Origin of the sequence: Maricaulis sp. (assembly GCF_017643475.1) — a bacterium.
In the GTDB taxonomy this organism is placed as follows: domain Bacteria; phylum Pseudomonadota; class Alphaproteobacteria; order Caulobacterales; family Maricaulaceae; genus Maricaulis.
Genome location: NZ_JAEPNI010000002.1, coordinates 497099 through 520830, shown reverse-complemented (window position 1 = coordinate 520830; position 23732 = coordinate 497099). Strand labels below are relative to the sequence as shown.

At 61.1% G+C, this 23732-nt stretch carries 32 protein-coding genes; 14 read left to right on the top strand and 18 right to left on the bottom strand.

Annotation, left to right across the window (positions count from 1 at the left end; genetic code table 11):
- Positions 1 to 54: 54 nt before the first annotated feature.
- Entirely contained in the window at positions 55 to 732 is a 678-nt protein-coding gene (locus tag JJ889_RS09850; RefSeq protein WP_291894478.1) for a COQ9 family protein, read from the bottom strand.
- Positions 733 to 827: 95 nt separating this feature from the next.
- On the opposite strand from JJ889_RS09850, the gene rpsU reads away from it, so the two are divergent.
- Together rpsU and JJ889_RS09840 are read left to right on the top strand one after the other, a co-directional pair.
- On the top strand, positions 828 to 1115 hold the full coding sequence (gene rpsU, locus JJ889_RS09845; protein ID WP_366524368.1) for a 30S ribosomal protein S21: 288 nt from the start codon (positions 828 to 830) through the stop codon (positions 1113 to 1115).
- A gap of 107 nt (positions 1116 to 1222) precedes the next feature.
- The gene (locus tag JJ889_RS09840) at positions 1223 to 1786 is read left to right on the top strand and encodes a DUF6368 family protein (RefSeq protein WP_291894475.1); all 564 of its coding nucleotides are present in this window, start codon (positions 1223 to 1225) and stop codon (positions 1784 to 1786) included.
- A 572-nt stretch (positions 1787 to 2358) separates the two neighbouring features.
- On the opposite strand, the gene JJ889_RS09835 is transcribed toward JJ889_RS09840, so the two are convergent.
- Both JJ889_RS09835 and JJ889_RS09830 read right to left on the bottom strand, forming a co-directional pair.
- Positions 2359 to 2955 carry a 2-hydroxychromene-2-carboxylate isomerase gene (locus tag JJ889_RS09835; protein ID WP_291894472.1) on the bottom strand — a complete coding sequence of 199 codons (597 nt, stop codon included), beginning with the start codon at positions 2953 to 2955 and terminating at the stop codon, positions 2359 to 2361.
- Positions 2955 to 3698 (bottom strand): SDR family NAD(P)-dependent oxidoreductase, encoded by a 744-nt coding sequence (locus JJ889_RS09830; RefSeq protein ID WP_291894469.1) that lies wholly within the window; start codon positions 3696 to 3698, stop codon positions 2955 to 2957. The genes JJ889_RS09835 and JJ889_RS09830 overlap by 1 nt, the downstream gene beginning before the upstream one ends.
- A gap of 70 nt (positions 3699 to 3768) precedes the next feature.
- On the opposite strand from JJ889_RS09830, the gene JJ889_RS09825 reads away from it, so the two are divergent.
- Positions 3769 to 4218, top strand: coding sequence for a helix-turn-helix domain-containing protein (locus tag JJ889_RS09825; protein ID WP_291894467.1), 450 nt, complete (start codon positions 3769 to 3771; stop codon positions 4216 to 4218).
- 170 nt (positions 4219 to 4388) lie between these two features.
- Here the strand turns inward: JJ889_RS09825 and JJ889_RS09820 are convergent, their stop codons facing one another.
- The 3 genes from JJ889_RS09820 to JJ889_RS09810 form a co-directional block, all read right to left on the bottom strand.
- Positions 4389 to 5780 (bottom strand): ABC transporter permease, encoded by a 1392-nt coding sequence (locus JJ889_RS09820; protein WP_291894464.1) that lies wholly within the window; start codon positions 5778 to 5780, stop codon positions 4389 to 4391.
- Positions 5773 to 6723, bottom strand: a complete 951-nt coding sequence (locus tag JJ889_RS09815; protein WP_291894461.1) for an ATP-binding cassette domain-containing protein — start codon at positions 6721 to 6723, stop codon at positions 5773 to 5775. The genes JJ889_RS09820 and JJ889_RS09815 overlap by 8 nt, the downstream gene beginning before the upstream one ends.
- Positions 6724 to 6817: 94 nt before the next feature.
- Positions 6818 to 7309 (bottom strand): DinB family protein, encoded by a 492-nt coding sequence (locus JJ889_RS09810; protein WP_291894458.1) that lies wholly within the window; start codon positions 7307 to 7309, stop codon positions 6818 to 6820.
- A gap of 96 nt (positions 7310 to 7405) precedes the next feature.
- Between JJ889_RS09810 and speB the strand changes: the two genes are divergently transcribed.
- The 4 genes from speB (at position 7406) to JJ889_RS09790 (ending at position 10105) form a co-directional block, all read left to right on the top strand.
- Positions 7406 to 8347 (top strand): agmatinase, encoded by a 942-nt coding sequence (gene speB, locus JJ889_RS09805; RefSeq protein WP_291894455.1) that lies wholly within the window; start codon positions 7406 to 7408, stop codon positions 8345 to 8347.
- 64 nt (positions 8348 to 8411) lie between these two features.
- Positions 8412 to 9398, top strand: coding sequence for a DUF1028 domain-containing protein (locus JJ889_RS09800; protein WP_291894452.1), 987 nt, complete (start codon positions 8412 to 8414; stop codon positions 9396 to 9398).
- Positions 9395 to 9718: a TraR/DksA C4-type zinc finger protein gene (locus JJ889_RS09795; protein ID WP_291894448.1), complete on the top strand. Its 324-nt coding sequence runs from the start codon at positions 9395 to 9397 to the stop codon at positions 9716 to 9718. Before JJ889_RS09800 ends, JJ889_RS09795 begins: the two co-directional genes overlap by 4 nt.
- 9 nt (positions 9719 to 9727) lie before the next feature.
- Positions 9728 to 10105, top strand: a complete 378-nt coding sequence (locus JJ889_RS09790; protein ID WP_291894445.1) for a hypothetical protein — start codon at positions 9728 to 9730, stop codon at positions 10103 to 10105.
- 1 nt (position 10106) lies between these two features.
- Here the strand turns inward: JJ889_RS09790 and JJ889_RS09785 are convergent, their stop codons facing one another.
- Complete coding sequence (locus tag JJ889_RS09785) at positions 10107 to 10688, bottom strand: TetR/AcrR family transcriptional regulator (protein WP_291894442.1); 582 nt, start codon at positions 10686 to 10688, stop codon at positions 10107 to 10109.
- A gap of 103 nt (positions 10689 to 10791) precedes the next feature.
- Between JJ889_RS09785 and JJ889_RS09780 the strand changes: the two genes are divergently transcribed.
- Positions 10792 to 11382 carry an NAD(P)H-dependent oxidoreductase gene (locus tag JJ889_RS09780; protein WP_291894438.1) on the top strand — a complete coding sequence of 197 codons (591 nt, stop codon included), beginning with the start codon at positions 10792 to 10794 and terminating at the stop codon, positions 11380 to 11382.
- Here the strand turns inward: JJ889_RS09780 and JJ889_RS09775 are convergent.
- The 8 genes from JJ889_RS09775 to JJ889_RS09740 all read right to left on the bottom strand — a co-directional run bounded on the left by JJ889_RS09775 (position 11379) and on the right by JJ889_RS09740 (position 16378).
- On the bottom strand, positions 11379 to 11933 hold the full coding sequence (locus JJ889_RS09775) for a DUF4269 domain-containing protein (RefSeq protein ID WP_291894435.1): 555 nt from the start codon (positions 11931 to 11933) through the stop codon (positions 11379 to 11381). The two genes, JJ889_RS09780 and JJ889_RS09775, sit on opposite strands and share 4 nt — an antisense overlap.
- 41 nt (positions 11934 to 11974) lie before the next feature.
- Positions 11975 to 12256, bottom strand: coding sequence for a hypothetical protein (locus tag JJ889_RS09770; protein ID WP_291894432.1), 282 nt, complete (start codon positions 12254 to 12256; stop codon positions 11975 to 11977).
- 130 nt (positions 12257 to 12386) lie between these two features.
- Positions 12387 to 13790, bottom strand: coding sequence for an NAD(P)(+) transhydrogenase (Re/Si-specific) subunit beta (locus JJ889_RS09765; RefSeq protein ID WP_291894429.1), 1404 nt, complete (start codon positions 13788 to 13790; stop codon positions 12387 to 12389).
- 3 nt (positions 13791 to 13793) lie between these two features.
- Complete coding sequence (locus JJ889_RS09760) at positions 13794 to 14120, bottom strand: NAD(P) transhydrogenase subunit alpha (protein WP_291894426.1); 327 nt, start codon at positions 14118 to 14120, stop codon at positions 13794 to 13796.
- Positions 14107 to 14361 carry a hypothetical protein gene (locus JJ889_RS09755; RefSeq protein ID WP_291894423.1) on the bottom strand — a complete coding sequence of 85 codons (255 nt, stop codon included), beginning with the start codon at positions 14359 to 14361 and terminating at the stop codon, positions 14107 to 14109. The genes JJ889_RS09760 and JJ889_RS09755 overlap by 14 nt, the downstream gene beginning before the upstream one ends.
- Positions 14361 to 14591, bottom strand: coding sequence for a hypothetical protein (locus JJ889_RS09750; protein ID WP_291894420.1), 231 nt, complete (start codon positions 14589 to 14591; stop codon positions 14361 to 14363). The genes JJ889_RS09755 and JJ889_RS09750 overlap by 1 nt, the downstream gene beginning before the upstream one ends.
- Positions 14592 to 14816: 225 nt before the next feature.
- Positions 14817 to 15944, bottom strand: a complete 1128-nt coding sequence (locus JJ889_RS09745; protein ID WP_291894417.1) for a Re/Si-specific NAD(P)(+) transhydrogenase subunit alpha — start codon at positions 15942 to 15944, stop codon at positions 14817 to 14819.
- A 128-nt stretch (positions 15945 to 16072) separates the two neighbouring features.
- Positions 16073 to 16378: an aa3-type cytochrome c oxidase subunit IV gene (locus JJ889_RS09740; protein WP_291894414.1), complete on the bottom strand. Its 306-nt coding sequence runs from the start codon at positions 16376 to 16378 to the stop codon at positions 16073 to 16075.
- 179 nt (positions 16379 to 16557) lie between these two features.
- Between JJ889_RS09740 and JJ889_RS09735 the strand changes: the two genes are divergently transcribed.
- The 6 genes from JJ889_RS09735 (at position 16558) to JJ889_RS09710 (ending at position 20785) form a co-directional block, all read left to right on the top strand.
- Complete coding sequence (locus JJ889_RS09735; RefSeq protein ID WP_291894411.1) at positions 16558 to 17136, top strand: hypothetical protein; 579 nt, start codon at positions 16558 to 16560, stop codon at positions 17134 to 17136.
- A gap of 16 nt (positions 17137 to 17152) precedes the next feature.
- Positions 17153 to 18223, top strand: coding sequence for a sensor histidine kinase (locus JJ889_RS09730; protein WP_291894408.1), 1071 nt, complete (start codon positions 17153 to 17155; stop codon positions 18221 to 18223).
- A complete protein-coding gene (locus tag JJ889_RS09725) occupies positions 18220 to 18822 on the top strand; it encodes a response regulator transcription factor (protein ID WP_291894405.1) in 603 nt (200 codons plus the stop codon). Before JJ889_RS09730 ends, JJ889_RS09725 begins: the two co-directional genes overlap by 4 nt.
- 47 nt (positions 18823 to 18869) lie before the next feature.
- Positions 18870 to 19121, top strand: coding sequence for a hypothetical protein (locus tag JJ889_RS09720; RefSeq protein ID WP_291894402.1), 252 nt, complete (start codon positions 18870 to 18872; stop codon positions 19119 to 19121).
- A gap of 97 nt (positions 19122 to 19218) precedes the next feature.
- Positions 19219 to 19896 (top strand): hypothetical protein, encoded by a 678-nt coding sequence (locus JJ889_RS09715; RefSeq protein ID WP_291894399.1) that lies wholly within the window; start codon positions 19219 to 19221, stop codon positions 19894 to 19896.
- A 133-nt stretch (positions 19897 to 20029) separates the two neighbouring features.
- On the top strand, positions 20030 to 20785 hold the full coding sequence (locus JJ889_RS09710) for a DUF3313 family protein (RefSeq protein ID WP_291894395.1): 756 nt from the start codon (positions 20030 to 20032) through the stop codon (positions 20783 to 20785).
- Here the strand turns inward: JJ889_RS09710 and JJ889_RS09705 are convergent.
- From JJ889_RS09705 to JJ889_RS09695, 3 genes are read right to left on the bottom strand one after another with little or no spacing between them, the layout of a single operon-like run.
- Positions 20782 to 22050 carry an HlyC/CorC family transporter gene (locus tag JJ889_RS09705; RefSeq protein WP_291894392.1) on the bottom strand — a complete coding sequence of 423 codons (1269 nt, stop codon included), beginning with the start codon at positions 22048 to 22050 and terminating at the stop codon, positions 20782 to 20784. The two genes, JJ889_RS09710 and JJ889_RS09705, sit on opposite strands and share 4 nt — an antisense overlap.
- Positions 22047 to 23150, bottom strand: a complete 1104-nt coding sequence (aroB, locus tag JJ889_RS09700; protein WP_291894390.1) for a 3-dehydroquinate synthase — start codon at positions 23148 to 23150, stop codon at positions 22047 to 22049. Before aroB ends, JJ889_RS09705 begins: the two co-directional genes overlap by 4 nt.
- The gene (locus JJ889_RS09695) at positions 23143 to 23685 is read right to left on the bottom strand and encodes a shikimate kinase (protein WP_366940091.1); all 543 of its coding nucleotides are present in this window, start codon (positions 23683 to 23685) and stop codon (positions 23143 to 23145) included. Before JJ889_RS09695 ends, aroB begins: the two co-directional genes overlap by 8 nt.
- Positions 23686 to 23732 lie beyond the last annotated feature (47 nt).

Genomic DNA, 23732 nt, shown 5'->3' with positions numbered 1-23732 from the left:
TGTCACGCCGTCGCGCGGCGGCTAAGCGCACACATTTTGTGGGGTTGTTTCCGGTCAGACCCGCGGGCCGAAACCGTAACGCATCTTGCCGAGGATGGAGCCGAGATCGGGCAGGTTGGCGGTGGCCTTGCGGAACTGCCACTTGGCCTTCTCGAACTGCATCACATTCTCGATGCGATGATCGAGGAATTCCCGCGCGCGCGGTTTTTCCGGGTCGCTCTCGCCCAGCCAGACGCTGAGCGTCGAGCCATAAACGCCGGAGAGGATGGCGCGTTTGGAATAGAAGTTGAAATCGGTCGACTGGTCGCCGATCGCCCGCCAGACCGTGTCACAACTGTTCCAGACCAGGCTGGCGCTCTCGGTGACAGCGTCGGGCAGCAACAGCCGCGCACGCGCGCGACGAGCGGCTTCCTCGTTCGGGCCGATGGCTTCCAGGCGGGCCAGCACGCAGAACGTCACCCGGTCGCGCACTTTCATGTCCGCGATGTCCTTGTCGAGAATCGCCTTTTCCGCCTGCGCATCCATCTGGTTGGACCAGTGAATGATCAGATCCAGCTCCTCGCGCGGGCAGGCCAGGTGTGCCAATCCTGCATCGACACCCGATTCTTTTACAGCGGCCGCAAAACTGTCGGCGGTCCAGCCGTCAAAAGCTGCAATCCCCAGTGCAGACTGCAAAATCGCGTCTCTTGTGATATGGTGAAGGTCTGAAGCGGTGTCGGAAGAACGTGTCATGCGCCCTGTCTACGTCATCTTTGCTGCAAGGTCATCCGTCCGAGATGTCACAGCACTGTGGACACAGCGTCGCAGCTCTGCTATCTGCCGCGCCTCTGGCGAACCAGCGATGTGGGGAGGGTCCTCGCATCCTAATTAATGGAGAGAGAGCCATCGTACAGATCGTTGTGCGCGACAATAATGTGGAGCAAGCGCTCCGCGCGCTGAAAAAGAAAATGCAGCGGGAGGGTACCTTCCGTGAGATGAAGCGCCGGAATCATTTCGAGAAGCCGTCGGAGAAAAAAGCTCGCCAGAAGGCTGAAGCTATTCGCCGTGCGCGCAAGCTCGCTCGCAAACGCGCCCAGCGCGAAGGCCTCGTAGGCCGCCGTGGCGGACGTCGCTAGGGTCGCCAGGACCTGTAGTAAGTCAAGAAAAGGCCGTTCCCGAAAGGGAGCGGCTTTTTCTTTTTCTCAGCGATAAATCGTATGATGACTGTCAAAGAAGGTGAGAAATGGGACCGGTTGCTTCGGCGCTTATAAGGCAGGCACTTTCGCGAGAGCAGAAAGCCCGTTTAGTGGCGCTTCTAAAATCCCGCGCCAGTCACTGGCGCGAGGATGACTTCTGGTTCTGTCCGTCTTCTAAAAAGGCAGAACAAGCTGATAGCCTTACGGCTGGGTTTTTCCTGGAGACTGAGTCTTTCTACTATCCGGCCGATGAACTCGACCAGATTGAAAGAGTGATCGGCTTTCGGCCACGCGCGATTGTTTCGCTCAGCGCACTCTCGAATCAACCCGCAGATCATCACATTCTCGCTGAGCTGATCGCCTGGATCGCTCAAGAGTTTGACAGATGGATCGATTTTGGTGGCAGTATTCTGCCAGTGAGTATCGAACCTCTGGGGCCGGGAGGAGAAATTGCCACCGACGCGGCTAATGCTTACCTCGACAAGATTGGGGGACGGGTGTTCAGTCTTCCGTATCTAACGGCGTCGGGAGAGCATTGGGTTTCGCACGTCTGTGATCCGGAGTTCGCGCGGAACTGGATGGAACATGATGATTTCCATATGGTGAAGTAGCAGACTCCGAGGATCATTGCCCTGTCCAGCTTCCACGACGCGAAGGCGGCGCATGGGCGCCGACGCGCGATCGCGCTTGCGAGGCCTTTGGCCCCGGGTGGAGCCTCGTTCTTATCCTTCTCCCTTGGGGGAGAAGTGTCCTTCGTAGCCTTGGCGAAGAAGGGCGATGAGGGGGGGAGCACCAAAATCCCCACGATCTCGCGATCTGGAGTGAGAGGCATGCGGGAGACCGGTTAAACCGGAATTTAGTCTAGAGCAGGGGTTAAAGGCCTCCCGCACACGGGTTTGCTGTCTGCCATGCCAGATGACCTTGATAGGTCGACAGACGCTTCCCGTACATCCACGCCCGAAAAGACTGAGCTCTCGCCTCCCACGACATGGACCACGGGAGAGTATGCCCGAGGTTTGAGCGGTAGGGATATCTTCCCCGTACGCGGGGAAGTGGGGTCGCCGAAGCCAGAGGCGAAGGCGAGGTCGAAGGGGGTGCGAACGCCAGTGAGCACTAAATCTCCGCGCTTCGCGCTCCGGCCCCTCCGTCCCTTCGGGACACCTCCCCGAGGGGGAGGATAAGGCTATCCCACCCGCTCGGCGATCTCCCACAGCGTGTCCTTGCCGAAATAGAGGTCATCGCCGACGAAGAAGCTGGGGATGCCGAAGACGTCGCGGTCGACGGCGGACTGGGTGGTGTCCATGAGGGCTTTCTTGATGGCGGGTTCCTGGGAGCGGGCGAGGATGTGATCGCCATCCAGGCCGGCTTCGGTGAAGGCCCGGGCGAAGACGGTCTTGTCGTCCATTTTCGAGCCGGCCTCCCACATGTAGTGGAATCCTGCAGCGAGATACTTGTCCAGATAACCTTCATCGATGGCCACGAAACACCCGCGCATCAGCATCAGCGTGTTGACCGGGAAATTCGGGTTGAACTGGAAGTCGGTGATACCGTGGCGCTTCTGGAAGCGCTCCATCTCGGTGCCCAGATACTTCATCTTTGCAGGTACACCGCCAAAGGCCAGCATGGGCGGCGTATTGCCCGTTGATTTGAAAATGCCCCCCAGCAGGACAGGCGTCGTCTTGATCTCGGCCGTCTTGAACGCCTCCATCGTCTGCATGGCCTTCCAGGCCAGATAGGCGTTGGGGCTGCCAAAATCGAACAGGAATTCCAAGTCAGACATTACCAGGTCTCTCCATAGGGGCGCAGGTCCATTTCAAAGGTCCAGGCGTCGCGGCTCTGCTGGTGCAGGGCCCAATAAGCGTTTGCGATGGACGTCGGGTCCATCAAGCGGTCGGCAGGCATGTTCTCCAGCGCCTCCTTGCCGACGGCTTCCTCGATGCGTTCGCGGACAAATGCCGTGTCGACCCCGGCATCGATGACCAGGTGGGCGACATGGATATTCTGGGGTCCCAGCTCGCGCGCCATGGCCTGGGCCATCAGGCGCAGCCCGCCCTTGGCACTGGCAAAGGCTGCATAGCCCTTGCCGCCGCGCATGCTGGCCGTGGCGCCCGTGAAGAAGATCGAGCCGCGCCCATGCTCCAGCATGATGCGCGCGGCCTCACGGCCCGTCAGGAAGCCGGATTTGCAGGCCATTTCCCAGACCTTGAAGAAAAGCCGTTCCGTCGTGTCCAGCAGCGGATAGTTCACATTGGCGCCGGGATTGGAGATGACGACCTCCAGCGGTGCAGCGTCATTGGCGGCGTTGAGGAAGTCGGTCACGCTTTTTTCCTCGCGCGCATCCATGGAGACGTGAACCAGCCTGCCGCCTGCCGCCTCGATCTCGGCCCGCAGCGGTTCCAGCTTGTCGCCATTGCGGCGGCCGGCAAAGACCGTATAGCCCTCGCTGGCGAACTTGCGGGCTATGGCGGAGCCGATGAAATCGCCGGCCCCGACGATGGCGCATGAGGCATTTCGTGAGCTCATCTCTCACTCCATCTTAATTTAAGACCAGCTAAGTCTTGAAATGGAACGGAGTCAATGCCAGAAGATTGACATGCGCTGGAATGAACTTCGATCCGAGAAATGCTCGCTCGCCCGGACCCTGTCCGTGATCGGGGATCGCTGGACCTTGCTGGTCCTGCGTGAAGCGTTCTTGCGGGTTCGCCGCTTCGAGGACTTCCAGAAAAACCTGGGCATTGCCCGCCGCGTCCTGACCGAGCGCCTGGCGCATCTGGTCGAGGAGGGGGTGCTGGAAAAACACGCCTATCAGGAACGTCCGGTGCGTCATGAGTATCGCCTGACGCAAAAAGGGCTGGATCTCTATCCAGCCCTCATGGCGATGGTGAACTGGGGCGACCGGCATTACGCCGATCCGGCCGGACCACCTGTCGTTCACACCCATACAAGCTGCGGGCATGATTTCCACACCGTCACGACCTGTTCGGAGTGTGGAGAGGTGGTGGACCCGCGTGCCGTGCGGGTCCGACCCAATATCGCCAGCTAGGCTCCCTTATCCTCCCCACCGGGGAGGTGTCCTTCGTAGCCTTGGCGAAGAAGGACGGAGGGGCCGGAGGGCGAAGCCCGGAGGTCAGCTCGCTGCGCTCGCCCCCTTCGACCTCGCCTTCGCCAAGGCTCCGGCGAGCCCACTTCCCCATGAATGGGGAAGATCGCCAGCTAGCTCTTCTTGCCGAAGCTGAACCAGCCCTTGATGGTCTCCTGATTGGCCTGGTTGAGCGAGCCAAGGCGGAAGACCGCACCGGCACCCCAGATCACGCCAATCGCCGTGACCAGCATCACCAGCGTCGTACCGACAAGCTCGATCATGGCCGGGTCGTGCGGCAGGCGGGCCAGCATGATGAAGGGCGTCCACACCGGAACCCAGCTGGCGATTGCCACGATCGGGCTGTCCGGTGAATCTGCCGAGATCATCACCAGGAAGAGGGGCACCATCATGATCAGCATGATCGGGCTCATCAGGGTCTGGGCATCCTGGATCGTGTCGCAGAGCGAACCGACGGCCAGGAAAACCGCGCCATACATCAGATAGCCGATGACGAAATAGCCCAGCGCCGGCAACAGAAGACCCGGGTCAAGCAAGGCCGAGAAGATTTCGGCAACCGGGATGTCGGCGCTTGCAGCGGCTTGCTGGACCAGGGTTGCCCCACCCAGCGCAAGGCCCATCCAGAAGACGAGCAGTGTAGCGGACACACAGGCCACGCCAAGCAGCTTGCCGGTCAGGATTTCGTAATGACGTGTCGCGGACATCATCATTTCGAGAACCTTGTTGCCCTTCTCCTCGATCATCGCTGTCAGCAGCATGTTCACCACTGAGAAGATGATGATCCACAAAGCGAAGGCGACGGCTACACCCATGATGAACGGAATGCGTTCGGCATCGGTGACAGTGGCATCTGCGCCGCTGCGTTCCGGGTTCAGTTCACGAACTTCCGGTTCAAGCGCCTCGGCCGCTTGCAGCAAACCAGGAGAGACCCCGCCGGACAGCAAGTGGGCCTCCTGCATGTAATCTTCCAGGGCCCGGCTGATCGACGATCGCAATCCGCTATCCGTGCGGTTCTTGCTCCAATAGTCGACTTCGATCCCGTTTTCGACACTGCCACGGAGAAAGACAGCCGCGAAAAGCGAGGCTTCTTCGCCGTCGATTTCAATGGCTTGTTCTTCCAGCAAATAGGGACGCAGTGCCTCCAGATCGGTCAATCCAAGGTCGATGCGCTGATATCGTCCATCGCCGATCTGTTGCATCATGCCGCTGGCCATAGCCTGCTGGACCTGGGGATTGTCGCCGACCATCTCTGTGACGGCTTCCTGTATTTCCGCGATCTGTTGTTCTTGGGCACGCGTAAAGCCGTCGACTAACGCCTGTTCCAACTGCCCCCCGCTTTCATCCACAATCACATAGTGGCGTGTCGGCTGGGAGTTCTCGATCAGCATGGGCAGGCCGAAACCCAGGCCCATGAACAGCGGGACGGATGCCAGCGAGAGCCAGAAGCCCCAGGTGGCGACGTAGGAGAGAAATTCGCGGCGGGCGATCAGATAGATATTACGCATCAGTCGTCTCCGTCAGTTTGCCGCCAGCGCTTTCGACGAGGTGGACAAAAGCATCATGCAGGTGCGCGCGCACCGGTTCGAAACGGGTGAGTTTCACGCCTGCATCCACACAGGCCTTGAGCACGTCCTGGGCATCAGCGCCGGCGGCCAGGTCCAGAGACCAGCAGCGCACGGCGTCATCACCACCTTCATCGCGGCGGACATCGCCATAGGCGTCCAGCAGGGCGAGAAGATCGTGTTCGGAAACGGTTTCCAGGAAGATCCGGCGCGGGACTTCGCCCAGTGCCTGTTTGACGGAACCGTCAAAGATCTTGGTGCCATTGGCAATCAGCAGGATCTTGTCGCACAGGCGCTCTGCATGCTCCATCACGTGGGTGGAGAACAGGATTGTGCGACCGGCATCGGCCTGGGCGCGGACGATGCGCTCGAGGGATTTCTGGTTGACCGGGTCGAGACCGGAAAACGGCTCGTCCAGGATGATGAATTCCGGCTGGTGCACCAGGGTCGAGATGATCTGGACCTTCTGGGCCATGCCCTTGGAGAGGGTTTTGACCGGCTGTTCCGCGGCGTGCAGAAGCTCGAACTCGTCGAGCATTTTCAGCCCGCGTTTCTTGGCCTCACCGGCTTCAACACCCTTGAGGCGGGCAAAGAAGACGATGACATCAATCACCTTCATGCGGCGATAGATGCCGCGCTCTTCCGGCAGGAAGCCGACACGATCCAGCGCCTTGGGTCCGGGCTTTTTGCCGAACAGCGTGACCTTGCCGCGATCCGGCGTGAGAATACCCAGCGACATGCGCAGGCTGGTTGTCTTGCCGGCACCGTTCGGGCCGAGGAAACCGGTAATCTGACCGCGTTCGACGGAAAAACTGACGTCGTTGACCGCGGTCTTGCCCTTGAACGTCTTGGTGACGTTGGCGAGCTCTAGAATTGTTTCGGGCATACATCCCCCATGGTTACAGCGGGTTTGCTAGTCGCATTGCGGGCTTTCGGCCAGTGGAATTGTGAGCATGTACAATCCCCCGTTACACCTGGCCTTACAAATCAAGCAGGTAGAACGGCATGTCCAGCACGGGCGCGTCGGCGCCCAGCTGGCTCAGCATGTGATGGCACTGGCCACGATGATGCGTGGCGTGATTGAACAGGTGCAGCAGGATCAGGCCTTTCTGCAGTTTCAGCGGCTCTCCGGCCATGTTGTGATAGCTGAGCTCTTGCGCCAGGGCAGCATCATCATGCCGGTCCACCATGGTGCTGAGAACGTGGTCCTGGGCGATCCGAGCCTTTTCCAGCGCCTCGAAATCGTCGTGCAGCGGGGTCGCAAGGTCATCGAAGGGCTGGGGTTCGCCATTCCAGCGGGCCAGCCAGATGCGTTCGGCCACGATGATATGATCCAGCGTTGCATGCAAGTTTCTGAAAAAGCCCTGACAGTCGCGGCGGCGGTCCGCTTCACTGAGCGACCAGGCCATGTCGAAAATGCGGGCATTGGCCCAGCGATTATATCCGGCGAGGTAGAGCAGGTGCTCGCGCATGGTCGTGTCTCCAATCGGGCTGGGCCTGCAAACATGCTGCAGCGTGGGAGCGTTATCGCAACTTGCCATGCCCGTTTTGCGTGATAGGACGGGGGAATGAGCGAGATAGATTTCACACCGATCCCGGGTCGCGAACAACCGCGTTTTGCGGCCATCAAGACCTTTTTCCGCCTGCCGCATGTCGGCATTGATGCCGGTTATGATGTTGCCCTGGCGGGCCTGCCTTATGACGGCGCGCTGAGCTATCGCCCGGGCGCGCGTTTTGCGCCGACAAAGGTGCGCGAGCTGTCCTCCATGGGGCGCGGCTATCACATGACGCGTGAAATCAACTTCGTGGAGAAGCTGAAATGCGCCGATATCGGTGATTGCCCGACTGTGCCGATCGACATGGCGCAGACCGGCGAGCGGGTCGAGACATTCTTCGGTGACATCCTGGCGCGCGACAAGAAGTTCATCGCGGTCGGGGGCGATCACTCCAACACCCTGCCGCTGCTGCGTGCTGTGGCGAAGAAATACGGCCCGGTGAACTTCATCCATTTCGATGCCCACCTGGACACCTATCCGGCCGCGTGGGGCTGTGAGTATCACCACGGAGCCTTCCTGCGACACGCACTGGAAGAAGGCCTGGTGAAGCCGCAGAACACCTGGCAGTTCGGCATTCGGGGTCCGCTGGCGGCCAATGATGATATGGGCGTGGTCGAGAAATTCGGCGTCAATGTCACCACGGTGGACGATGTGCGCATGAATGGCCTGGAAGCCTTCATCAAGCGTCTGCCGAAATTCGAGGGACCGACCTATATGTCCTTCGATATCGACGCGCTGGATCCGGCCTATGCACCGGGCACCGGCACGCCGGTCCCCGGTGGCCTGACCACCTATGAAGCCCAGCGCATCCTGCGCGCCTTCGAGATCGACAATCTGGTCGCGGCCGACATCATGGAAGTCTCGCCGCCCTATGACCCGACCGAAATCACGGCCTTGGCCGCCGTCGACGTGATGTTCGAACAGCTCTGCCTGATGGCGTCCAACGTCAAGTAAGCAAGCTGACAGCCCGTTCCAGCCGTCTATACTCCCCTCGAACACAGATTTGAGGGGAGAGACCATGTCTGTCACGAAGAGCCTGATCGGCGCCGGCGCCCTGCTGGCGGTCGGATCCGCAGCCCTGGCCGAGACGCCGGTGCCCATGCGCCCGGTCAACACCTATTCCATCGTCGCGCGTGATGCGGAAACAGGGCAGATGGGGGCGGCTGTGCAGTCGCACTGGTTCTCGGTCGGATCGATTGTGGTCTGGGCCGAGCCGGGTGTCGGCGCTGTGGCGACACAGTCCTTTGTCCTTCCCGATTATGGTCCCAACGGTCTCGCCTCCATGCGGGCGGGGATGAGTGCACGTGAAGCGCTGGATGCAGCGCTTGCGACCGATGACGCGACCGCCGTGCGCCAGGTCGGCATGGTCGACGCCCAGGGCAATGTTGCGGCGCATACGGGCGAGAATGCCATCGCTGCCGCCTGTCACATCGAGGGTGACGGTTTCAGCGTCCAGGCCAACATGATGCTCAATGATACGGTCTGCCAGGCCATGTATGACGCCTATCTGGGCGCCGAGGGTGATCTGGCCGAACGCCTGATGGTGGCGCTGGAAGCCGCCGAGGCCGAGGGCGGGGATATTCGCGGCAAGCAGTCCGCCGCCATGCTGGTCGTCTCCGGGGACGCCAGCCAGCCGGCCTGGGGCGGTCGTATCGTGGATCTGCGTGTGGAAGACGCGCCGGACCCGCTGGCCGAGATGCGCCGCCTTCTGACGATTTCCCGTGTCTACGCCCTGATGACCGAAGGCGATGACGCCATGGCCGAGGGCGATATGGAACATGCCGGTCGCGCCTACGCGCAGGCGGGCGAGCTGGCGCCGGACAATCACGAAGTCACCTTCTGGCATGCTTTCGGCCTGGCGACCGCCGGTGATATGGATGGTGCACGCCCGCTGTTCAGCCGCGCATTTGCCGCCTGGCCGCAATGGCGCGATATCATTCCGCGTCTTGTTGACAGCGAGCTGCTGTCTGCCGAGCTCGGTGAAGAGATCGCGACGATTGAATGAGTGATGCCCGGATCCGTGAGACCCTGACAGCGCTGAAGGCAGAGCTGGTGGCGCTGTCGGAGGGCGCGGATGATGATCGCAAACCCGTAGAGCTGGACCAGCAATCGGTCGGCCGCTTGTCGCGCATGGATTCCCTGCAGGTCCAGGCCATGGCCAAGGCGGCCGATGCCCGCCGCGCCCGGGAGATCCGCCGCATTGATGCGGCGCTCCAGCGGCTGGAGGAGGGGGATTACGGCTGGTGCGTGGAATGCGGTGAGGCGATCGAGGCGAAACGGTTGGAGATAGACCCGGCCGCGCCGCGGTGTTCGGGCTGTGCCTAGGGGAATTTGATGATTGGTTGGTTAGTGCGAGCGATATCTGGCAAGAAACGGCGTGAAGAGCCGGAGCTTAATGTCGAAGAGGGAGAGGACTATTCTGAACAGCGCGCTCGCCGCGCTGAAGACGCGCTGGCAGACTTTCGCTGTCGAGCCATCCGAGAGGTAGCGGAGTTCGAGGTCGAACACGGCAATCGGGTGGTCGATATCACCAAGTGGAGGTATGATCTGATTGTCCTCAGAGACCCGTTGGATGTTGCACGCGCTGAGACGATCCAAGAACGATGGCCTGAGCTTATTCAGGGGCATACTGATCGGGCAGCTCATGAGAGCGGTTTTGATGATTTCAGTTGCCCGAACTGCGGCCGTTGGATCTTTTTTCCACTAGATTAGGCTATTGGGCTGCCGGCATCAGCCAAGCCTGCAGATACTCCCCGAGACGTTCCTCGACGGGAACCACCTGGTTGATCGCACAGAAATTCAGGGCCATGGCCTGGATGTAGAAGGCCTGCACGCCCTCGGCCATCAGCTGGGGTGAGATGTCGGTGCGGAAGGGGCCCTGGGCCAGCCAGCCCGCCATCACGATGATCTGGCGCTCGAACGTCTGGGCGATGGGGCCGATCTCCTCGATCGCTGCCGCTCCGGACAGGCGCAGGATGACGTCGAACACGTATCGCTCGCAGCGCATCAGATTGACCAGCGGCATCAGCTCCTTGATCAGTTCGTCGATCGTACCGGGCGCCGGACGCGCCTCGATTTGGTCCAGACAGTCATTGATGCGGGCGCCGATGAGCTGGTCCATCAGCGCATCCTTGTCCTTGAAATGGGCAAAAAACGTACCCTTGGCGACGCCGGCGCGCTGGACCACTTCCTCGGTGCGTAGCTCGATGTAACTGCTTTCGGAAACAATGGCTTGTGCCGCCGCGACCAGTTTGGCGCGGGTTTCCAGCGTGCGCTTTTGAGGTGCTCTTCCCATACCCGTTCGTCTCACAAAAACTGACTTCGGTCAAATTTGTTATTGACCGCGGTCAATTATTTCGCCTATTAAATTGACCATGGTCAAAATAAAGGGACGCATCATGACATCGAAACGCATCACTCTGCTCAACGGACATCCGGCGGAAAGCTCGATCTCCAAACAGATCATCGAGACCTATGCACAGGCCGCGCGCGGTGAGGGGCATGAGGTTCGGGTGTTGAACATCTACGATATGGATTTCGACATGGACTATGGCTTTGGCGGTTACAAGAACCAGAAACCGCTTGAACCCGAGCTTGAAGACTTCCTCGAGGCGCTGGAATGGAGTGAGCATTTTGTTTTCGCCGCGCCGATGTGGTGGGGCGGACTGCCGGCGAAGCTGAAAGGGCTGATCGACCGCTCGTTTCTGCCTGGACGCGTGTTCGACACGCGTGTGAAGCCGGGTACGATGCCCTTGCCCATGCTGGATGGTCGGACCGCCCGGGTCTTCCTGACATCGGACACCCCGGGCTGGGTGTTCAGGCTTTTCTACAAGGATGCGCTGGCCTGGCAGATCAAGGGGCAGATCCTAAACTTCGTTGGCTTCAAGCCCGCGCGGATCACGCGCTTTGCAGGAGCGAGTCATCCCAAACCCAGGCAAATCGAAGGCTGGCTGAAAACGGTTGCACGGCTTGGCGCAAAGGCACGCTAGCGCGTCTGGTATCCGGCAGCACGAATGATCTGGCCCAGGGCTTCATCGCCGGGTGAGGCGAGCTTCAAGAGCTCGATATAGGGATCACTGCCCAGCTGCAGGCATTTGCCAAATGCCGGTTCCGTTTTCAGGCCCGTTGCCTTTGCCTCACGCACATCCAGGCGCAGGCGGTCTTCGGCCAGGCCCAGCAGACGATGTTCGGCCAGCCAGTGGATGTAGCTCTCATGGGTTTCCACGGGCCGTTTGCGCCCATAGACCTCAACCGGCAGACCATCGAGACTGAAATAGGCGATGATGGAGGCTTCGTCGGCGTGGGTATTGGGATGGACCCTGAAACCGGGCTGGTTACCAAAACAGGCCTCGAGGTGAGCGGCAAAACCGTCGAGATCATCGCCCGCCGAACAGCAGATATCCGCGTCGGCTTCGGGGCCGTGAATATCCAGGGGAATGGAACCGACCCAGCGCGGGTCGAAATCCGTCAGCCGTCCAAACACATCAGCGCGGTCCAGAATCTCCCGAACGTCTGCAACTGTGCGTATAGTTGTGTGCATGGCGCGGTTTTGCGCTGCACCAGCGGGGCTGTCAATGCGCCTCAGGGTAGGCCCGGGAAGCTTAAGACATATTCGATCTTGATGTCCGGGAAGCTGTCGACAAATTCGATGGTGAAGTCGGGAAAGCTTTCGACAAACTCCCACTTGCCGCAATCATCGGGAAAGCTGGTGACCTGTTTGACCTTCAGGTCCGGGAAGCTGGTAACGACCTGCACACGGATATCGGCAAAACTTTCAACGACCTCCACCTCGCCATAGAGAGGGATGGAATTGAAAGTGCAGTCATCGGTGACGGCGTCTGCCAGGGCGAGTTCGAATAACATCAGGTCAGGCTAGACCAGCCAAGATGAACCGGAGCTGGCAATCTTCCCCATTCATGGGGAAGTGGGCTCGCCGAAGCCAGAGGCGAAGGCGAGGCTTCGGCGGGACCAATTTCGCGGTGAGGTGGATAGCCTATCCCATCGCCTTGTTGATCTCTTCCGTCATCTTCTTGGCATCGCCCAGCAACATCATGGTGTTGTCGCGGAAGAAGAGCGGATTTTCGACGCCGGCATAACCGGAACCGAGCGAGCGCTTGACGAAGAAGACCGTTCCGGCTTTCCAGACCTGCAGGACCGGCATGCCATAGATCGGCGATCCCGGATCATCCTCGGCGGCCGGGTTGGTGACATCGTTGGCACCGATCACGAAGGCCACGTCCGCATTGGAGAAATCGGAATTGATATCCTCCAGCTCGAAGACCTCGTCATAGGGCACATTGGCTTCGGCCAGCAGGACATTCATGTGGCCGGGCATGCGGCCGGCGACCGGGTGGATGGCATAGGCGACATCGACGCCTTCGGCCTTCAGCAGATCACCCATTTCCTTCAGCGCGTGCTGGGCCTGGGCGACGGCCATCCCGTAACCCGGGACGATGATGACCTTGCCGGCGTTTTTCATCACGAAGGCGGCGTCTTCCGCCGAGCCCTGTTTGGCATTGCCTTGCGGGCCGGCAGACGCAGATGCAGCGCCATCCTCACCAAATCCGCCCAGGATGACCGAGATGAAGCTGCGGTTCATGCCCTTGCACATGATGTAGGAGAGGATTGCACCGGAAGAGCCCACCAGGGCGCCGGTGACCAGTAGGGCCGTGTTCTCCAGGGTGAAGCCCAGCGCCGCAGCAGCCCAGCCGGAATAGGAGTTCAGCATCGAGACCACGACCGGCATGTCCGCGCCGCCAATCGGGATGATCAGCGTTACACCCAGGATGAAGGCCGCAATGGTGATCAGCCAGAACGCCGTCTTGGCGTCACCGCCGGAGGCCATCAGGAAGGCGATCATCACCGCGATAAAGGCACCGATGGCGATATTGATCATGTGCCGGGCCGGCAGCAGGATCGGTGCGCCGGACATGTTTCCGTTCAGCTTGGCAAAGGCGATGACCGAACCCGAGAAGGTGATCGCGCCGATGGCCGTACCCAGCGAGAGCTCGAACAGGGAGAGGCCTTTCAGGTCGCCGACGGCATTGGCAATGCCAAAGGCTTCTGGCGCGTAGAGCGCGGCAGCCGCCACCAGTACGGCGGCCATGCCGACCAGGGAGTGGAACGCGGCGACGAGCTGCGGCATGGCCGTCATCGGGATACGGCGCGCGATGATCGCGCCGATACCGCCGCCAATCGCAACCCCGCCCACAATCAGTGCGATACCCGCACCGTCCAGATTGACGGCGAAGAGGGTCGTCACGATGGCGATTGCCATGCCGACCATGCCAAACAGATTGCCTTGGCGAGCCGTTTCCGGGCTGGACAGACCGCGCAGGGCGAGAATGAACAGGATGCCGGAGGCGAGGTAGAGAAGGGCGGCAAGATTGGCTGACATGATCTAGCGCTCCTTCTTCTTGTACATCGCCAGCATGCGCTGGGTGACAAGGAAGCCGCCGAATATGTTCACACTGGCCAGGATGATGGCGATTGTACCGACAATGCGCGAGAAGCCTTCCCCGCCTTCACCATCCACTGGCGGAGGAGCGCCGACACCGGCGGTCGCCGCGAGCAGGGCACCCACGATGATCACCGATGAAATGGCGTTTGTGACAGCCATCAGTGGCGTGTGCAGGGCCGGCGTTACCGACCAGACCACGTAGTAACCGACAAACACCGCCAGCACGAAAATCGCCAGGCGATAGATGGTTGGATCAACGGCTTCCATTTTGATCTCCGATTCTCACATAGGCGCTTGCAAAGCAGCCGCCGAGAAGGACCAGAACTGGTCCAAACAAATAGGTCAGCAGATAGCTGGACGCAGGTCGCCAACCGATGCGTCCGAAATTGTCTGGGGGCTCAGTACGTCCGAACACGTCCGTGACAACGCCGGACGTCACCAGTAAAACGCCGGCAAGGACCAGAACAAACCCGGTAGAGGCCAGAAGCGGGCGGGAGAGCGTTCGCATCACGCTTCCTCCGGTTCGAGGTGCCCGCCTCGCAGGAGGTAGGCGCCTGTGAGCAGGTGGAAGGCGCTCAGGGCGAGCAGGCCGGCCGTGTTCTCGCCGAAATCAGGACCAATCGGGCGGTACATCTCACTACCGCCGAACCAGCCGTCCAGATAGGCGAAGTGAAAGGCGATCCAGATCAATATCGCAGCGCCGATCGCGCAGTTGATGAAGGCCAGGCTAGTGCGCATGGGTCGACCTCCCGGCAAGCAGGTGGTCTCGTAACAGCACAGCACCGGACGCCAGTAGCAATAGAGCATATAGCCCTGGCAGAGCGAGATTCACGATAATTGCAGGCACAGGGATATAGAGCGGTCTCTCACCGAACAGGCCCAAAGCATTGGCGATCGGCCCGGCGTAGTTAGCGACGAGATAGCCTGCCAGAAGAGTGAGTATGATCGCCAGCGCCAGTCGCATCAGGCATCGGCCTTCGCAAAATTCGGGTGCACAACTGCGCCATCACGGCTCAGCGCCATGCCCTGGATGATCTCGTCATCCCAGTGCGGGGCGCGATTGCCGTCCTCGTCCACCAGCAGGGGCAGGAGGTTGGCCAGGTTTTTCGCGTAGAGCGCCGAGGCGTCGGCGGCGAGACGGCCGGGAAGATTGTTGTAACCGGCGATTTTCACGCCGTTATGATCGACGACCTCGTCGGCCTTGGTCAGCTCGCAATTGCCGCCCGTCGGGGCCGCCAGGTCGACGATGACCGAGCCGGGTTTCATGCTCTCCACCATGGCCTTGGTGATCAGTTTCGGTGCCGGCCGGCCCGGGATGAGGGCGGTGGTGACCACCACATCCTGTTTGGCGATATGGCTGGCGACCAGCTCGGCCTGTTTGGCCTGGTATTCCGCTGACATCTGCTTGGCGTAACCGCCCGCCGTCTCGGCCTGTTTGAATTCCTCGTCCTCGACAGCGATGAATTTTGCGCCGAGCGAGGCGACCTGTTCCTTCACGGCCGGACGTACATCTGTAGCCGTGACGACAGCGCCCAGGCGGCGCGCCGTGGCGATCGCCTGCAGGCCGGCAACGCCGACGCCCATGACAAAGGCCTTGGCCGGGGCCACGGTGCCCGCAGCGGTCATCATCATCGGAAAGGCACGGCCATAAAGCTGGCTGGCCTCGATGACGGCGCGATAGCCGGCGAGGTTGGACTGGGAGGACAGCGCATCCATGGCCTGGGCCCGGGTGATGCGCGGCACGAATTCCATCGACAGGGCGTCGAGACCGGAAGCGGCCATGGCATCGGCCACTTCTGCACTCGGATCGAGATGCGAGACCAGCAGCGTGCCCCTGGTGATTTTCTTGAGCGTGGCCTCGTCCGGCTTGCGCACGGCGAAGACCGCATCCGCGCCCTTCAGGGTCGCGGCCAGCGTGCCGATCTCGGCACCGGCCTCGGTGAAATCCTCGTCCTGGATCGAGGCGTCGATACCGGCGCCTTTCTCGACCGCAAGCACATGGCCTGCCTTTACGAATTTCTTGATGGTTTCGGGGGTGGCCGCGACGCGGGTTTCGCCCGCATCCCGTTCTTTAAGAATGGCTATTCGCATGTCGTCCCGCCGTTTGGCTCGTATGGCGGGCAGATTGCGCGATTTCGTGCGTCAGGGGAAGACCCGCCAGGAAGATTCCTTCCCGGCGCAGATGGTCATGATGTTTGAAAGTTCAATACTTTCCGCTGTTAGCCAGCAAGGAAGGCACCGAAGAGGCTGACGATGCCGCCGCCGATCAGGCCGGACACGAACAGGCCTGCAACCGTGACATACCAGGAGGTCTTCATCGACAGGGCCAGGCCGAGAACGACGCCGACAACACCCGTTGCGATCAATGCACCCATCCAGTTCATGCCGATGGCAAAAACCAGGATGAAGAAGAGCAGGATGACGATGGTCAGAAGACAGGACCAGACCGTCATCGTCATGAAGCCGTCAAAGGTGGACTTGTGCTCGGTGATGTCCATTTCGCCGCGTACGTGGTCAGACGCCATGTCGAATTCCCCAGGATCGAATTAGGATTTGGCCAGCGGATACCATGCGTTGCTCACCGCGCCAAGGTGTCTAACTGTCGCAAATGATGACAGCTGTCACTCTACTTCGGTGACAGGTGTGAATATTCCATCGTCCAGCGGGCGGTCATGTTGAGGCCAGACACAAGAAAAGGCCTGACATGACTGATACTCCTCTGATCACTTCCCAAGCCCTTCTGGCCGAGCGCCATCGCTATTTTGTCGCAGCAGGAGGTGGAATTTCGCTCCCGGTTGCCGGGGCGATCTACTGGATCGTGCTGGGGATTCTTGGCTCCCGCCTGCCGCTGGCGGACTGGGCGCTGTTTGCGGCTGCCGGGTCCGGCATGATCTTCCCGCTGGGCCTGTTGCTGCAAAAGCCGCTGCGGGCCAACTTCATGAAGGCCAAATCGCCGGTCGGCGGTGCCGCCATCTGGGCGGTGATGGGCATCAACTTCCTCTGGCCCATGCATTTCGCGGTGATCGGCGTGCAGCCGGAGTTGACCGTGCTGACGCTGGCCATCGGCATGACCATCCACTGGGTCGTGATCGGCTGGGGTTATGCTTCCAAAGCCTGTTTCATCCACGCCTTTGCCCGCATGATCGTGGTTACGGTGATGTTCTACGCCATGCCGGAGGCACGCCTGACCCTGCTGCCCTTTGCCATCGCCATTCTCTATTTGCTCGCCGCAGGCGGCATTGCTTTCGAGGTTTCCATGGTACGCAAGAGACAAGCGCAATAGGTGATTCTGAACGCGAATGATGGCTTCCCTGAAAACCCTTTTCACCACGAAGAAACCCTGGCTGGACCTGGTCTATCTGGGGTGTTTCTTCCTCGCCTGGTTTGTCGACCCGCCTAACACGACAGAGATCGCACTCTCGCTGGGCGCGCTGGTTGGGTTTGTCGCGCTTTACGTCTTCACCATGCGGCGCATGGACTGGACGGTGCTGGTGGCATCGGGACTGGCGGTGTGTCTGGGATTGGCGATGGCTGCCATGAATTTCGGTTCCGCCGTGTTCATCGTCTTTGCAGCTCCCATGATCGCGCGCCTGCCGGATACGCGGTTGCGTGTGCCCGCTCTAATCGTGCTGGGGCCGGCGGGGGTGCTGGGGTGTGTACTGATTGGTGCGCCCTGGTATTTCACCCTGGCCGTGGTGGTTCTCTCAGCGCTGTCGGGCCTGACAGCATCCTCTGCCGCCCGGAGGGCCGAGAGCGAGCTGGAAGCGGAGGATCGCCAGGCTCGCGCCGCTGCTGCTGCCGTGGAAGCGGAGCGTTCGCGCATTTCCAAGGATCTGCACGACCTGCTGGGGCACTCGCTGTCGGTGATTTCGCTCAAGGCGGATCTGGCCGCCCGCCTGTTCGAGCAAAAGCCGGACATGGCGCGCCAGGAAATCGAGGCCATCCAAACGATTTCCCGGGACGCGCTCAGCGAGGTCCGTGATGCGGTCAGCGGCCTGCGCGACCGTTCGCTCCAGTCCGAGCTGAAAAGCGTGATCGCGGCCCTGGAAAGCGCCGGGATCGAGGTGCTCGTGCAGGGGGAACTGCCAGCCTTGAGCGGGGAGCCGGAAGCGGCGCTGGTGATGGTTCTGCGCGAGGCATCGACCAATATCCTGCGCCATGCACAGGCCAGCCGTGTCGAGATTGCTTTTGTGAGGGAAGCCGGCCGTCACCTGATTTCCGTCCGGGACAATGGCCGTGGTGGCAGACCTGCTGAAGGGAATGGCCTGAGCGGCATGCGCGAGCGCGTCGAGGCGGTGGACGGTCTTTTCGAACTCTGTGTTGAGGGCGGGTTTGCTGTTCGGGTGTCCTTGCCGGAGCAGCTGTCATGATCAAGGTGCTGATTGCCGAGGACCAGGTGATGTTGCGCGACGCCCTGGCAACATTGCTGGCGCTGGAGAGTGATATCGAGATCGTCGGCGCCGCTGCGACCGGTGACGAGGCGCTGCGCCATGTGCGCGCGGATGCACCGGATGTTCTGCTCAGCGATATCGAGATGCCGGGCATGACCGGGCTGGAGCTGGCGGCCACAATCCGGCGCGAGACGATCCGCACCCGGGTGTTGATCGTGACGACGTTCGACCGGCCGGGATATCTGCGGCGGGCGCTGGATGCCGGTGTCGCCGGATATGTCCTCAAGGACACACCCTCACAGGAATTGGCGCAGGCTATCCGCCGTGTCGTGGCGGGCGAACAGGTCATCCAGGAGGGGCTGATCCGGGAGGCCTGGGGTGAAACCGATCCGCTCAATGACACCGAACGCCGCCTGCTTCGCCTTGCCGAGACAGGGCTGGACAGTATCCAGATCGCGGAGGCAAGCGGGCTGGCGCGGGGCACGGTGCGCAATTATCTGCACAAGGCCAGCAGCAAGCTGGGCGCAACGAACCGGGTGGAAGCTGCACGCTTGGCGCGAGAAAGGGGCTGGCTGTAACTGCCGCTTGGTCTTAAACTGGACCCACTCAAGGGAGATCCTGTTCGATGCGTATTCCTTTCGCCCTCTGGTCCGGCGTCCTCGCTGTCCTGGTCTATGGTGGCCTGTTGGCGCGTGACTTCATGAATTTCGGCACGCTGGAATTCCGTCCGGTTGTCCTGGGCATGGTCGCAGGCGGATGGCTGGCGCTGGTGATCCTGGTCGGATTTGTCGGCATGATCCGAAAGGCGACGACGTCGCGTCCGGTGGATGTTCCCAATGATGTAGCGCGTGAAATCGACCGTCATCCCGAACACTGACCGCTCATCTCGTTTTTCACACCACTGATCCCTGATCCGCTGGCACCTGCCAGGTGGTTGGGTATGGCTGGCTTCGAATTTTATTGGAGCAAGCGGTATGAAAACTCTCCTGAGCTGGGCTGTGTCCCTGTTTGTGATCACCGGTGCGGCCTTCGCCCAGACGGATGAGGCAACCCCGGCGGACGAATATGTCGAGGTCGAGCCGTCTGGCGGGGCGAGCATGCCCATGGGCTTTTACTTCCCGGATGATTTTGATCCCGACCGCGAATATCCGGTGATGATATCGGTCGGGACGTTTTTCCTGCACGACGATCCGGCGGAGTTCGGCTGGGTTGTGGTGCGTGCCGGTGTCGAGGAGCGGCAGTATTCTGTCGAGCAGTCTGCCGAGGCGCTGGACTATATCGCCTCACCTGTGAATGTGGCTTCGGACCGTTTCCACATCTTTGGCTATTCCGCCAGCAGTGCCGGTGTCTTCCGTATCGCAGCCGCGCTGCCGGATCGTTTCCGCGGCGTGCTGGCCATGCCCGGGCATCCACGCCAGCGTTCCGAATACGAGCCGCTGTCCGACATGCAGATCCGTTTCATCGTCGGCGAGAATGACGGTTACTGGCTGCGTGAGAGCGAGGCCGCCCATCGCCGTTTCGAACGCATGGGTACGGATACGGAAATCGAGATCATCGAAAACGGTGGCTATGTACTGTCCCAGCTCTCCGGCCGACCGCTCTTTCAGCGCATCGAGGCCGAGTTCGGTGAGGGCTCCCGCGCACATCACTAGATCCGCGCCAATTGTCTCCTGGTGCGAGGGCGGGCTTTCCGGGCCCGCCCTATCTTCTGGGGTCGTGCTTATTCATTGACCTTGAGCGGGCAGGGCCTAGTTTCGCTCGCAACTGTTGAGTTGCGAGGGTGATATGCGATTGAAATTCCTGCTTGCTGCGGCCGGTGGCTGCCTCACCCTGGGTGCCTGCGCGAGCAATGTCGCCCAGGTGCAGACCCTGTCCAGCTATGAGCGCCTGCAGGACGCCGAGCGCGGTCTGGTGCCGGTGCGGGAATATGCTGACAGCGCGGCCATGGCGGGCGTGGTCAGCATCTATCTCCAGCGTGCAAGCGTGGCCGCAGGTGTGGCCGAGGCCTCGGGCGTGGATGCCGAGCGGCTGGACCGGGTCGCTGGGGTGCTGTCACGCACGATGTGTCGCCGGCTCGCGCGGGGCGGTTTCGAGGTGCGCAGTGATGCAGAAGGCGCCAGCCACTCGGTTGAGCTGACGATTACCGGCTTTGACGCGACCAATCCGGTCGCTGCCGGCGCTTCCGGGATTATCGGCGTTTTTGTGCCCGGACCGCTTAACCCGCGTGTGCCGATTGGTATCGGCGCTCTCGCCGCCGAGGGCGAGCTCCTCGACGAGAGCGGTCAGCAGATCGCGGCGATGCAGTATGATGCGCGCAATCACTTGGCCTCGGGCGGCGGCACCCTGACCCTGTTGCGCGGTGATATCGGCTCCACATCCGATGGCGAGGATCTCGCCCAGTCCTTTGCGGACGCGTTCGGCGACCTGCTGGTCAATACCCGCGACGAGGCCGGCGGCCCGCGCGGGGATACGCCGCGCGGAACCTGTCCGGAATACTTCGAGGGTGAGGGCTTCGAGACCGAAGACGTGTCGCAGGACTAGTCCGGGCTCGGGCAGACGCGCAGCATGGTGAGCTGGTTGCGGCGGCGTTCGATGACTTCGAAACGCACGCCGTGGAAGCGGAAAACCTGGCCGCGTTCCGGGATGGTCTGGGCCTCGTGGATCACAAGTCCGGCCACCGTCACAGCTTCCTCGTCCGGCAGGTCCCAGTCGAGCGCACGGTTAAGATCGCGGATTGGGACGACGCCATCAACGACCCAGGTGCCGTCTTCTTCCGCTTGAATACCCTCGACCTGGATATCGTGTTCATCCTCGATCGTGCCGACAATCTCCTCGAGAATGTCTTCGAGTGTTACCAGCCCCATCAGGGCACCGTATTCATCGACGACCAGGGCAAAATGCTCGCGCTTTTCGCGGAAGGCGTTGAGCTGGTCGAGCACTTCGGTGGTTTCCGGTACAAACCAAGGATCGCGGCGAATGGCGTTGATATCGACCTGGGACGCGTCACCCTCGGCTTCGTGCAGGGCCCGGGCAAGATCGCGCACATGCAGCACGCCGGTGATGTTCTCCAGCTCGTCCTTGTAGAGCGGCAGGCGGGTATGCGGGCTGTGCAGGGCGGTGGAGACGATCTCCTCGGCCGGGCGATCCGCATCAATCATGAGGATGGATTTGCGGTGCACCATGATGTCGTCGACGGTCAGGTCACGCAGGTCCAGCACGCCACCCAGCATGTCGCGGTCATCCTTGACCACGCCGCCTTCCTCGTGGTGCAGCTCGATGGTGCCGCGCAGCTCGTCATGGGCCGACAGGACCGGGCCTTCAACCTTGGCGCCAAACAGGGTCAGCACGCCGCGCACGATGAACTGAACGCCCGCCACGATTGGTGCGAACACGCGTACGGCCAGCAGGATGGGGCGCGAGACCGCCAGCGCGAACCGGTCCGGATTGGACAGGGCATAGGTTTTCGGCAGGACCTCGGCAAAGATCAGAACCAGGAAGGTCATCACCAGGGTGGCCCAGAGAATGGCATTGCCGCCCAGCATGCGTTCGAACAATTGTCCGACGATCATCGAGGCGGCGATATTGACCAGATTATTGCCAAGCAGGATCGATCCGAGCAGGCTTTCCCCGTCTGATATCAACCGGTTGACCCGGCCGGCGGCGGGTGTTCCATCCTTCTCCAGCTGCAGCATTCGCGCACGCGACGTCGCGGTAAGGGACGTTTCCGATCCCGAAAAGAAAGCGGACAGGCACAGCAGTCCGACAATCATGAGTGCTGGTCCGACCAGACTCCAGTCAATGCTCATTTGAGCTTTGTCTCCAGAAAGGCGACGAGATCCGTCTCGTCCACATTGGTTTCAATGTAGGCGTTTCCGATGCCGCGCGCGAGGATGAGTGTGATACGCCCGTCCTGGTTTTTCTTGTCGTCGCGCATGCGGGCAACCAGCCGCCGCGCATCCCACTCCGTGTGAGCGAGCTTTCCGGCTGCGCTGGGCAGGCCGATATCGTCCAGGTGCGCGATAACCCGCGCGGCATCCTCTGCCGGGCAGACGCCCAGCTGCACCGAGTATTCAAACGCCAGCGCCATGCCGGCTGCCACGGCCTCGCCATGACGGATAACATCCTTGGGCGCCTCGGCCTCGAACGCGTGTCCGAAGGTGTGGCCCAGATTGAGCAGGGCGCGGCGGCCGCGTTCCTGTTCGTCCTCGGCGACAATGCGGGCCTTGAAGGCGACGGCGGCAGCGATGGCCTGTGATAGCGCGCGGCTGTCAAACACCTGCACGCCGATCTTTTCCAGCAAGTCAAAGAGCCTGGCGTCATCGATCAGCGCTGCTTTCACGATCTCCGCATATCCCGACAGCAGTTCGCGGTCAGGCAGGGTGGTTAGCAGGCCGAGATCAGCGACGACCATCCGGGGTTGGTGGAAGGCGCCCACAAAATTCTTGCCGTGACCGGTATTGATACCGGTCTTTCCGCCCACCGAGCTGTCGACTTGCGACAGCAGCGTCGTCGGGATCTGGATGAAATTTACCCCGCGCTTGGTCACGGCCGCTGCAAATCCCGCCAGGTCGCCAATGACCCCGCCGCCCAGGGCGATGATGGTCTCGTTGCGGTCAACATTGAGATCGAGCAGGCGGCTCACCACACCTTCCAGGCCGGCGAAACTCTTGCTCGTTTCACCCGGTGGCATGGTGATGGTTTCCACGGTGAGTCCCTGGGCCGTCAGGAGGGTTTTGACACCGGCCAGGTGGTGCTGGGCGACAATCTCGTCCGTCACGATGATCGCCCGGCCACGCTGCATCATCTCGGCGACAAGCGGAGACACCGTCATCAGCGCTTCCGGGCCGATGACGACATTATAGCTGCGCTCCCCGAGGGGAATCTCGACGGTGATCAGATCAGACATTGTTCTGATTCAAGGTTTTGAGCGCTTCGACGATACGGTCAAGGGTTCCCTGGTGGGAGCTCCCGCCCGCATCGACGTGCAGATCGGCCTCGGCATAGGCCGGCGTGCGCTTGCCGAGCAGCTCGCCCAACACGGTTCTGGGGTTCTTGCCCCGCAGCAGTGGGCGGGTATCCCGGCGTTTCACACGTGCGACCAGCGTGTCGACATCAGCTGTCAGCCAGATCGAGGTCGCATGGGCCTTGATCAGCGCGCGCGTATCGGGATCGACAAAGGCACCGCCACCCAGCGCCAGCACCATGGGCGGTTCCTGCAGCAGACGGGCGATGACCTTGCGTTCGCCCTCGCGAAAGCCGGCCTCGCCGAAATCGGCAAAAATCTCGCTGACTGAACGGCCAGCGGCGCGTTCGATCTCTTCATCGGCATCGCGGAACGGCAGATCCAGCGCCTGTGCCAGGCGGCGGCCAACGGTTGTTTTTCCCACACCCATAAGGCCAATGAGGGTGATGGTTTTATCCGGCGCGCACTGCAAACTCATATCTTTGGTATAAAGCGTCTGGAAATCGCCGCAATCGCGGTTAGGCT

Bases quoted from the DNA above. Each gene is read 5' to 3' on its own strand.
- JJ889_RS09850 (WP_291894478.1), bottom strand. From the start codon at position 732: ATGACACGTTCTTCCGACACCGCTTCAGACCTTCACCATATCACAAGA.
- JJ889_RS09840 (WP_291894475.1), top strand. From the start codon at position 1,223: ATGGGACCGGTTGCTTCGGCGCTTATAAGGCAGGCACTTTCGCGAGAG.
- JJ889_RS09835 (WP_291894472.1), bottom strand. From the start codon at position 2,955: ATGTCTGACTTGGAATTCCTGTTCGATTTTGGCAGCCCCAACGCCTAT.
- JJ889_RS09830 (WP_291894469.1), bottom strand. From the start codon at position 3,698: ATGAGCTCACGAAATGCCTCATGCGCCATCGTCGGGGCCGGCGATTTC.
- JJ889_RS09825 (WP_291894467.1), top strand. From the start codon at position 3,769: ATGCGCTGGAATGAACTTCGATCCGAGAAATGCTCGCTCGCCCGGACC.
- JJ889_RS09820 (WP_291894464.1), bottom strand. From the start codon at position 5,780: ATGCGTAATATCTATCTGATCGCCCGCCGCGAATTTCTCTCCTACGTC.
- JJ889_RS09815 (WP_291894461.1), bottom strand. From the start codon at position 6,723: ATGCCCGAAACAATTCTAGAGCTCGCCAACGTCACCAAGACGTTCAAG.
- JJ889_RS09810 (WP_291894458.1), bottom strand. From the start codon at position 7,309: ATGCGCGAGCACCTGCTCTACCTCGCCGGATATAATCGCTGGGCCAAT.
- speB (WP_291894455.1), top strand. From the start codon at position 7,406: ATGAGCGAGATAGATTTCACACCGATCCCGGGTCGCGAACAACCGCGT.
- JJ889_RS09800 (WP_291894452.1), top strand. From the start codon at position 8,412: ATGTCTGTCACGAAGAGCCTGATCGGCGCCGGCGCCCTGCTGGCGGTC.
- JJ889_RS09795 (WP_291894448.1), top strand. From the start codon at position 9,395: ATGAGTGATGCCCGGATCCGTGAGACCCTGACAGCGCTGAAGGCAGAG.
- JJ889_RS09790 (WP_291894445.1), top strand. From the start codon at position 9,728: ATGATTGGTTGGTTAGTGCGAGCGATATCTGGCAAGAAACGGCGTGAA.
- JJ889_RS09785 (WP_291894442.1), bottom strand. From the start codon at position 10,688: ATGGGAAGAGCACCTCAAAAGCGCACGCTGGAAACCCGCGCCAAACTG.
- JJ889_RS09780 (WP_291894438.1), top strand. From the start codon at position 10,792: ATGACATCGAAACGCATCACTCTGCTCAACGGACATCCGGCGGAAAGC.
- JJ889_RS09775 (WP_291894435.1), bottom strand. From the start codon at position 11,933: ATGCACACAACTATACGCACAGTTGCAGACGTTCGGGAGATTCTGGAC.
- JJ889_RS09770 (WP_291894432.1), bottom strand. From the start codon at position 12,256: ATGTTATTCGAACTCGCCCTGGCAGACGCCGTCACCGATGACTGCACT.
- JJ889_RS09765 (WP_291894429.1), bottom strand. From the start codon at position 13,790: ATGTCAGCCAATCTTGCCGCCCTTCTCTACCTCGCCTCCGGCATCCTG.
- JJ889_RS09760 (WP_291894426.1), bottom strand. From the start codon at position 14,120: ATGGAAGCCGTTGATCCAACCATCTATCGCCTGGCGATTTTCGTGCTG.
- JJ889_RS09755 (WP_291894423.1), bottom strand. From the start codon at position 14,361: ATGCGAACGCTCTCCCGCCCGCTTCTGGCCTCTACCGGGTTTGTTCTG.
- JJ889_RS09750 (WP_291894420.1), bottom strand. From the start codon at position 14,591: ATGCGCACTAGCCTGGCCTTCATCAACTGCGCGATCGGCGCTGCGATA.
- JJ889_RS09745 (WP_291894417.1), bottom strand. From the start codon at position 15,944: ATGCGAATAGCCATTCTTAAAGAACGGGATGCGGGCGAAACCCGCGTC.
- JJ889_RS09740 (WP_291894414.1), bottom strand. From the start codon at position 16,378: ATGGCGTCTGACCACGTACGCGGCGAAATGGACATCACCGAGCACAAG.
- JJ889_RS09735 (WP_291894411.1), top strand. From the start codon at position 16,558: ATGACTGATACTCCTCTGATCACTTCCCAAGCCCTTCTGGCCGAGCGC.
- JJ889_RS09730 (WP_291894408.1), top strand. From the start codon at position 17,153: ATGATGGCTTCCCTGAAAACCCTTTTCACCACGAAGAAACCCTGGCTG.
- JJ889_RS09725 (WP_291894405.1), top strand. From the start codon at position 18,220: ATGATCAAGGTGCTGATTGCCGAGGACCAGGTGATGTTGCGCGACGCC.
- JJ889_RS09720 (WP_291894402.1), top strand. From the start codon at position 18,870: ATGCGTATTCCTTTCGCCCTCTGGTCCGGCGTCCTCGCTGTCCTGGTC.
- JJ889_RS09715 (WP_291894399.1), top strand. From the start codon at position 19,219: ATGAAAACTCTCCTGAGCTGGGCTGTGTCCCTGTTTGTGATCACCGGT.
- JJ889_RS09710 (WP_291894395.1), top strand. From the start codon at position 20,030: ATGCGATTGAAATTCCTGCTTGCTGCGGCCGGTGGCTGCCTCACCCTG.
- JJ889_RS09705 (WP_291894392.1), bottom strand. From the start codon at position 22,050: ATGAGCATTGACTGGAGTCTGGTCGGACCAGCACTCATGATTGTCGGA.
- aroB (WP_291894390.1), bottom strand. From the start codon at position 23,150: ATGTCTGATCTGATCACCGTCGAGATTCCCCTCGGGGAGCGCAGCTAT.
- JJ889_RS09695 (WP_366940091.1), bottom strand. From the start codon at position 23,685: ATGAGTTTGCAGTGCGCGCCGGATAAAACCATCACCCTCATTGGCCTT.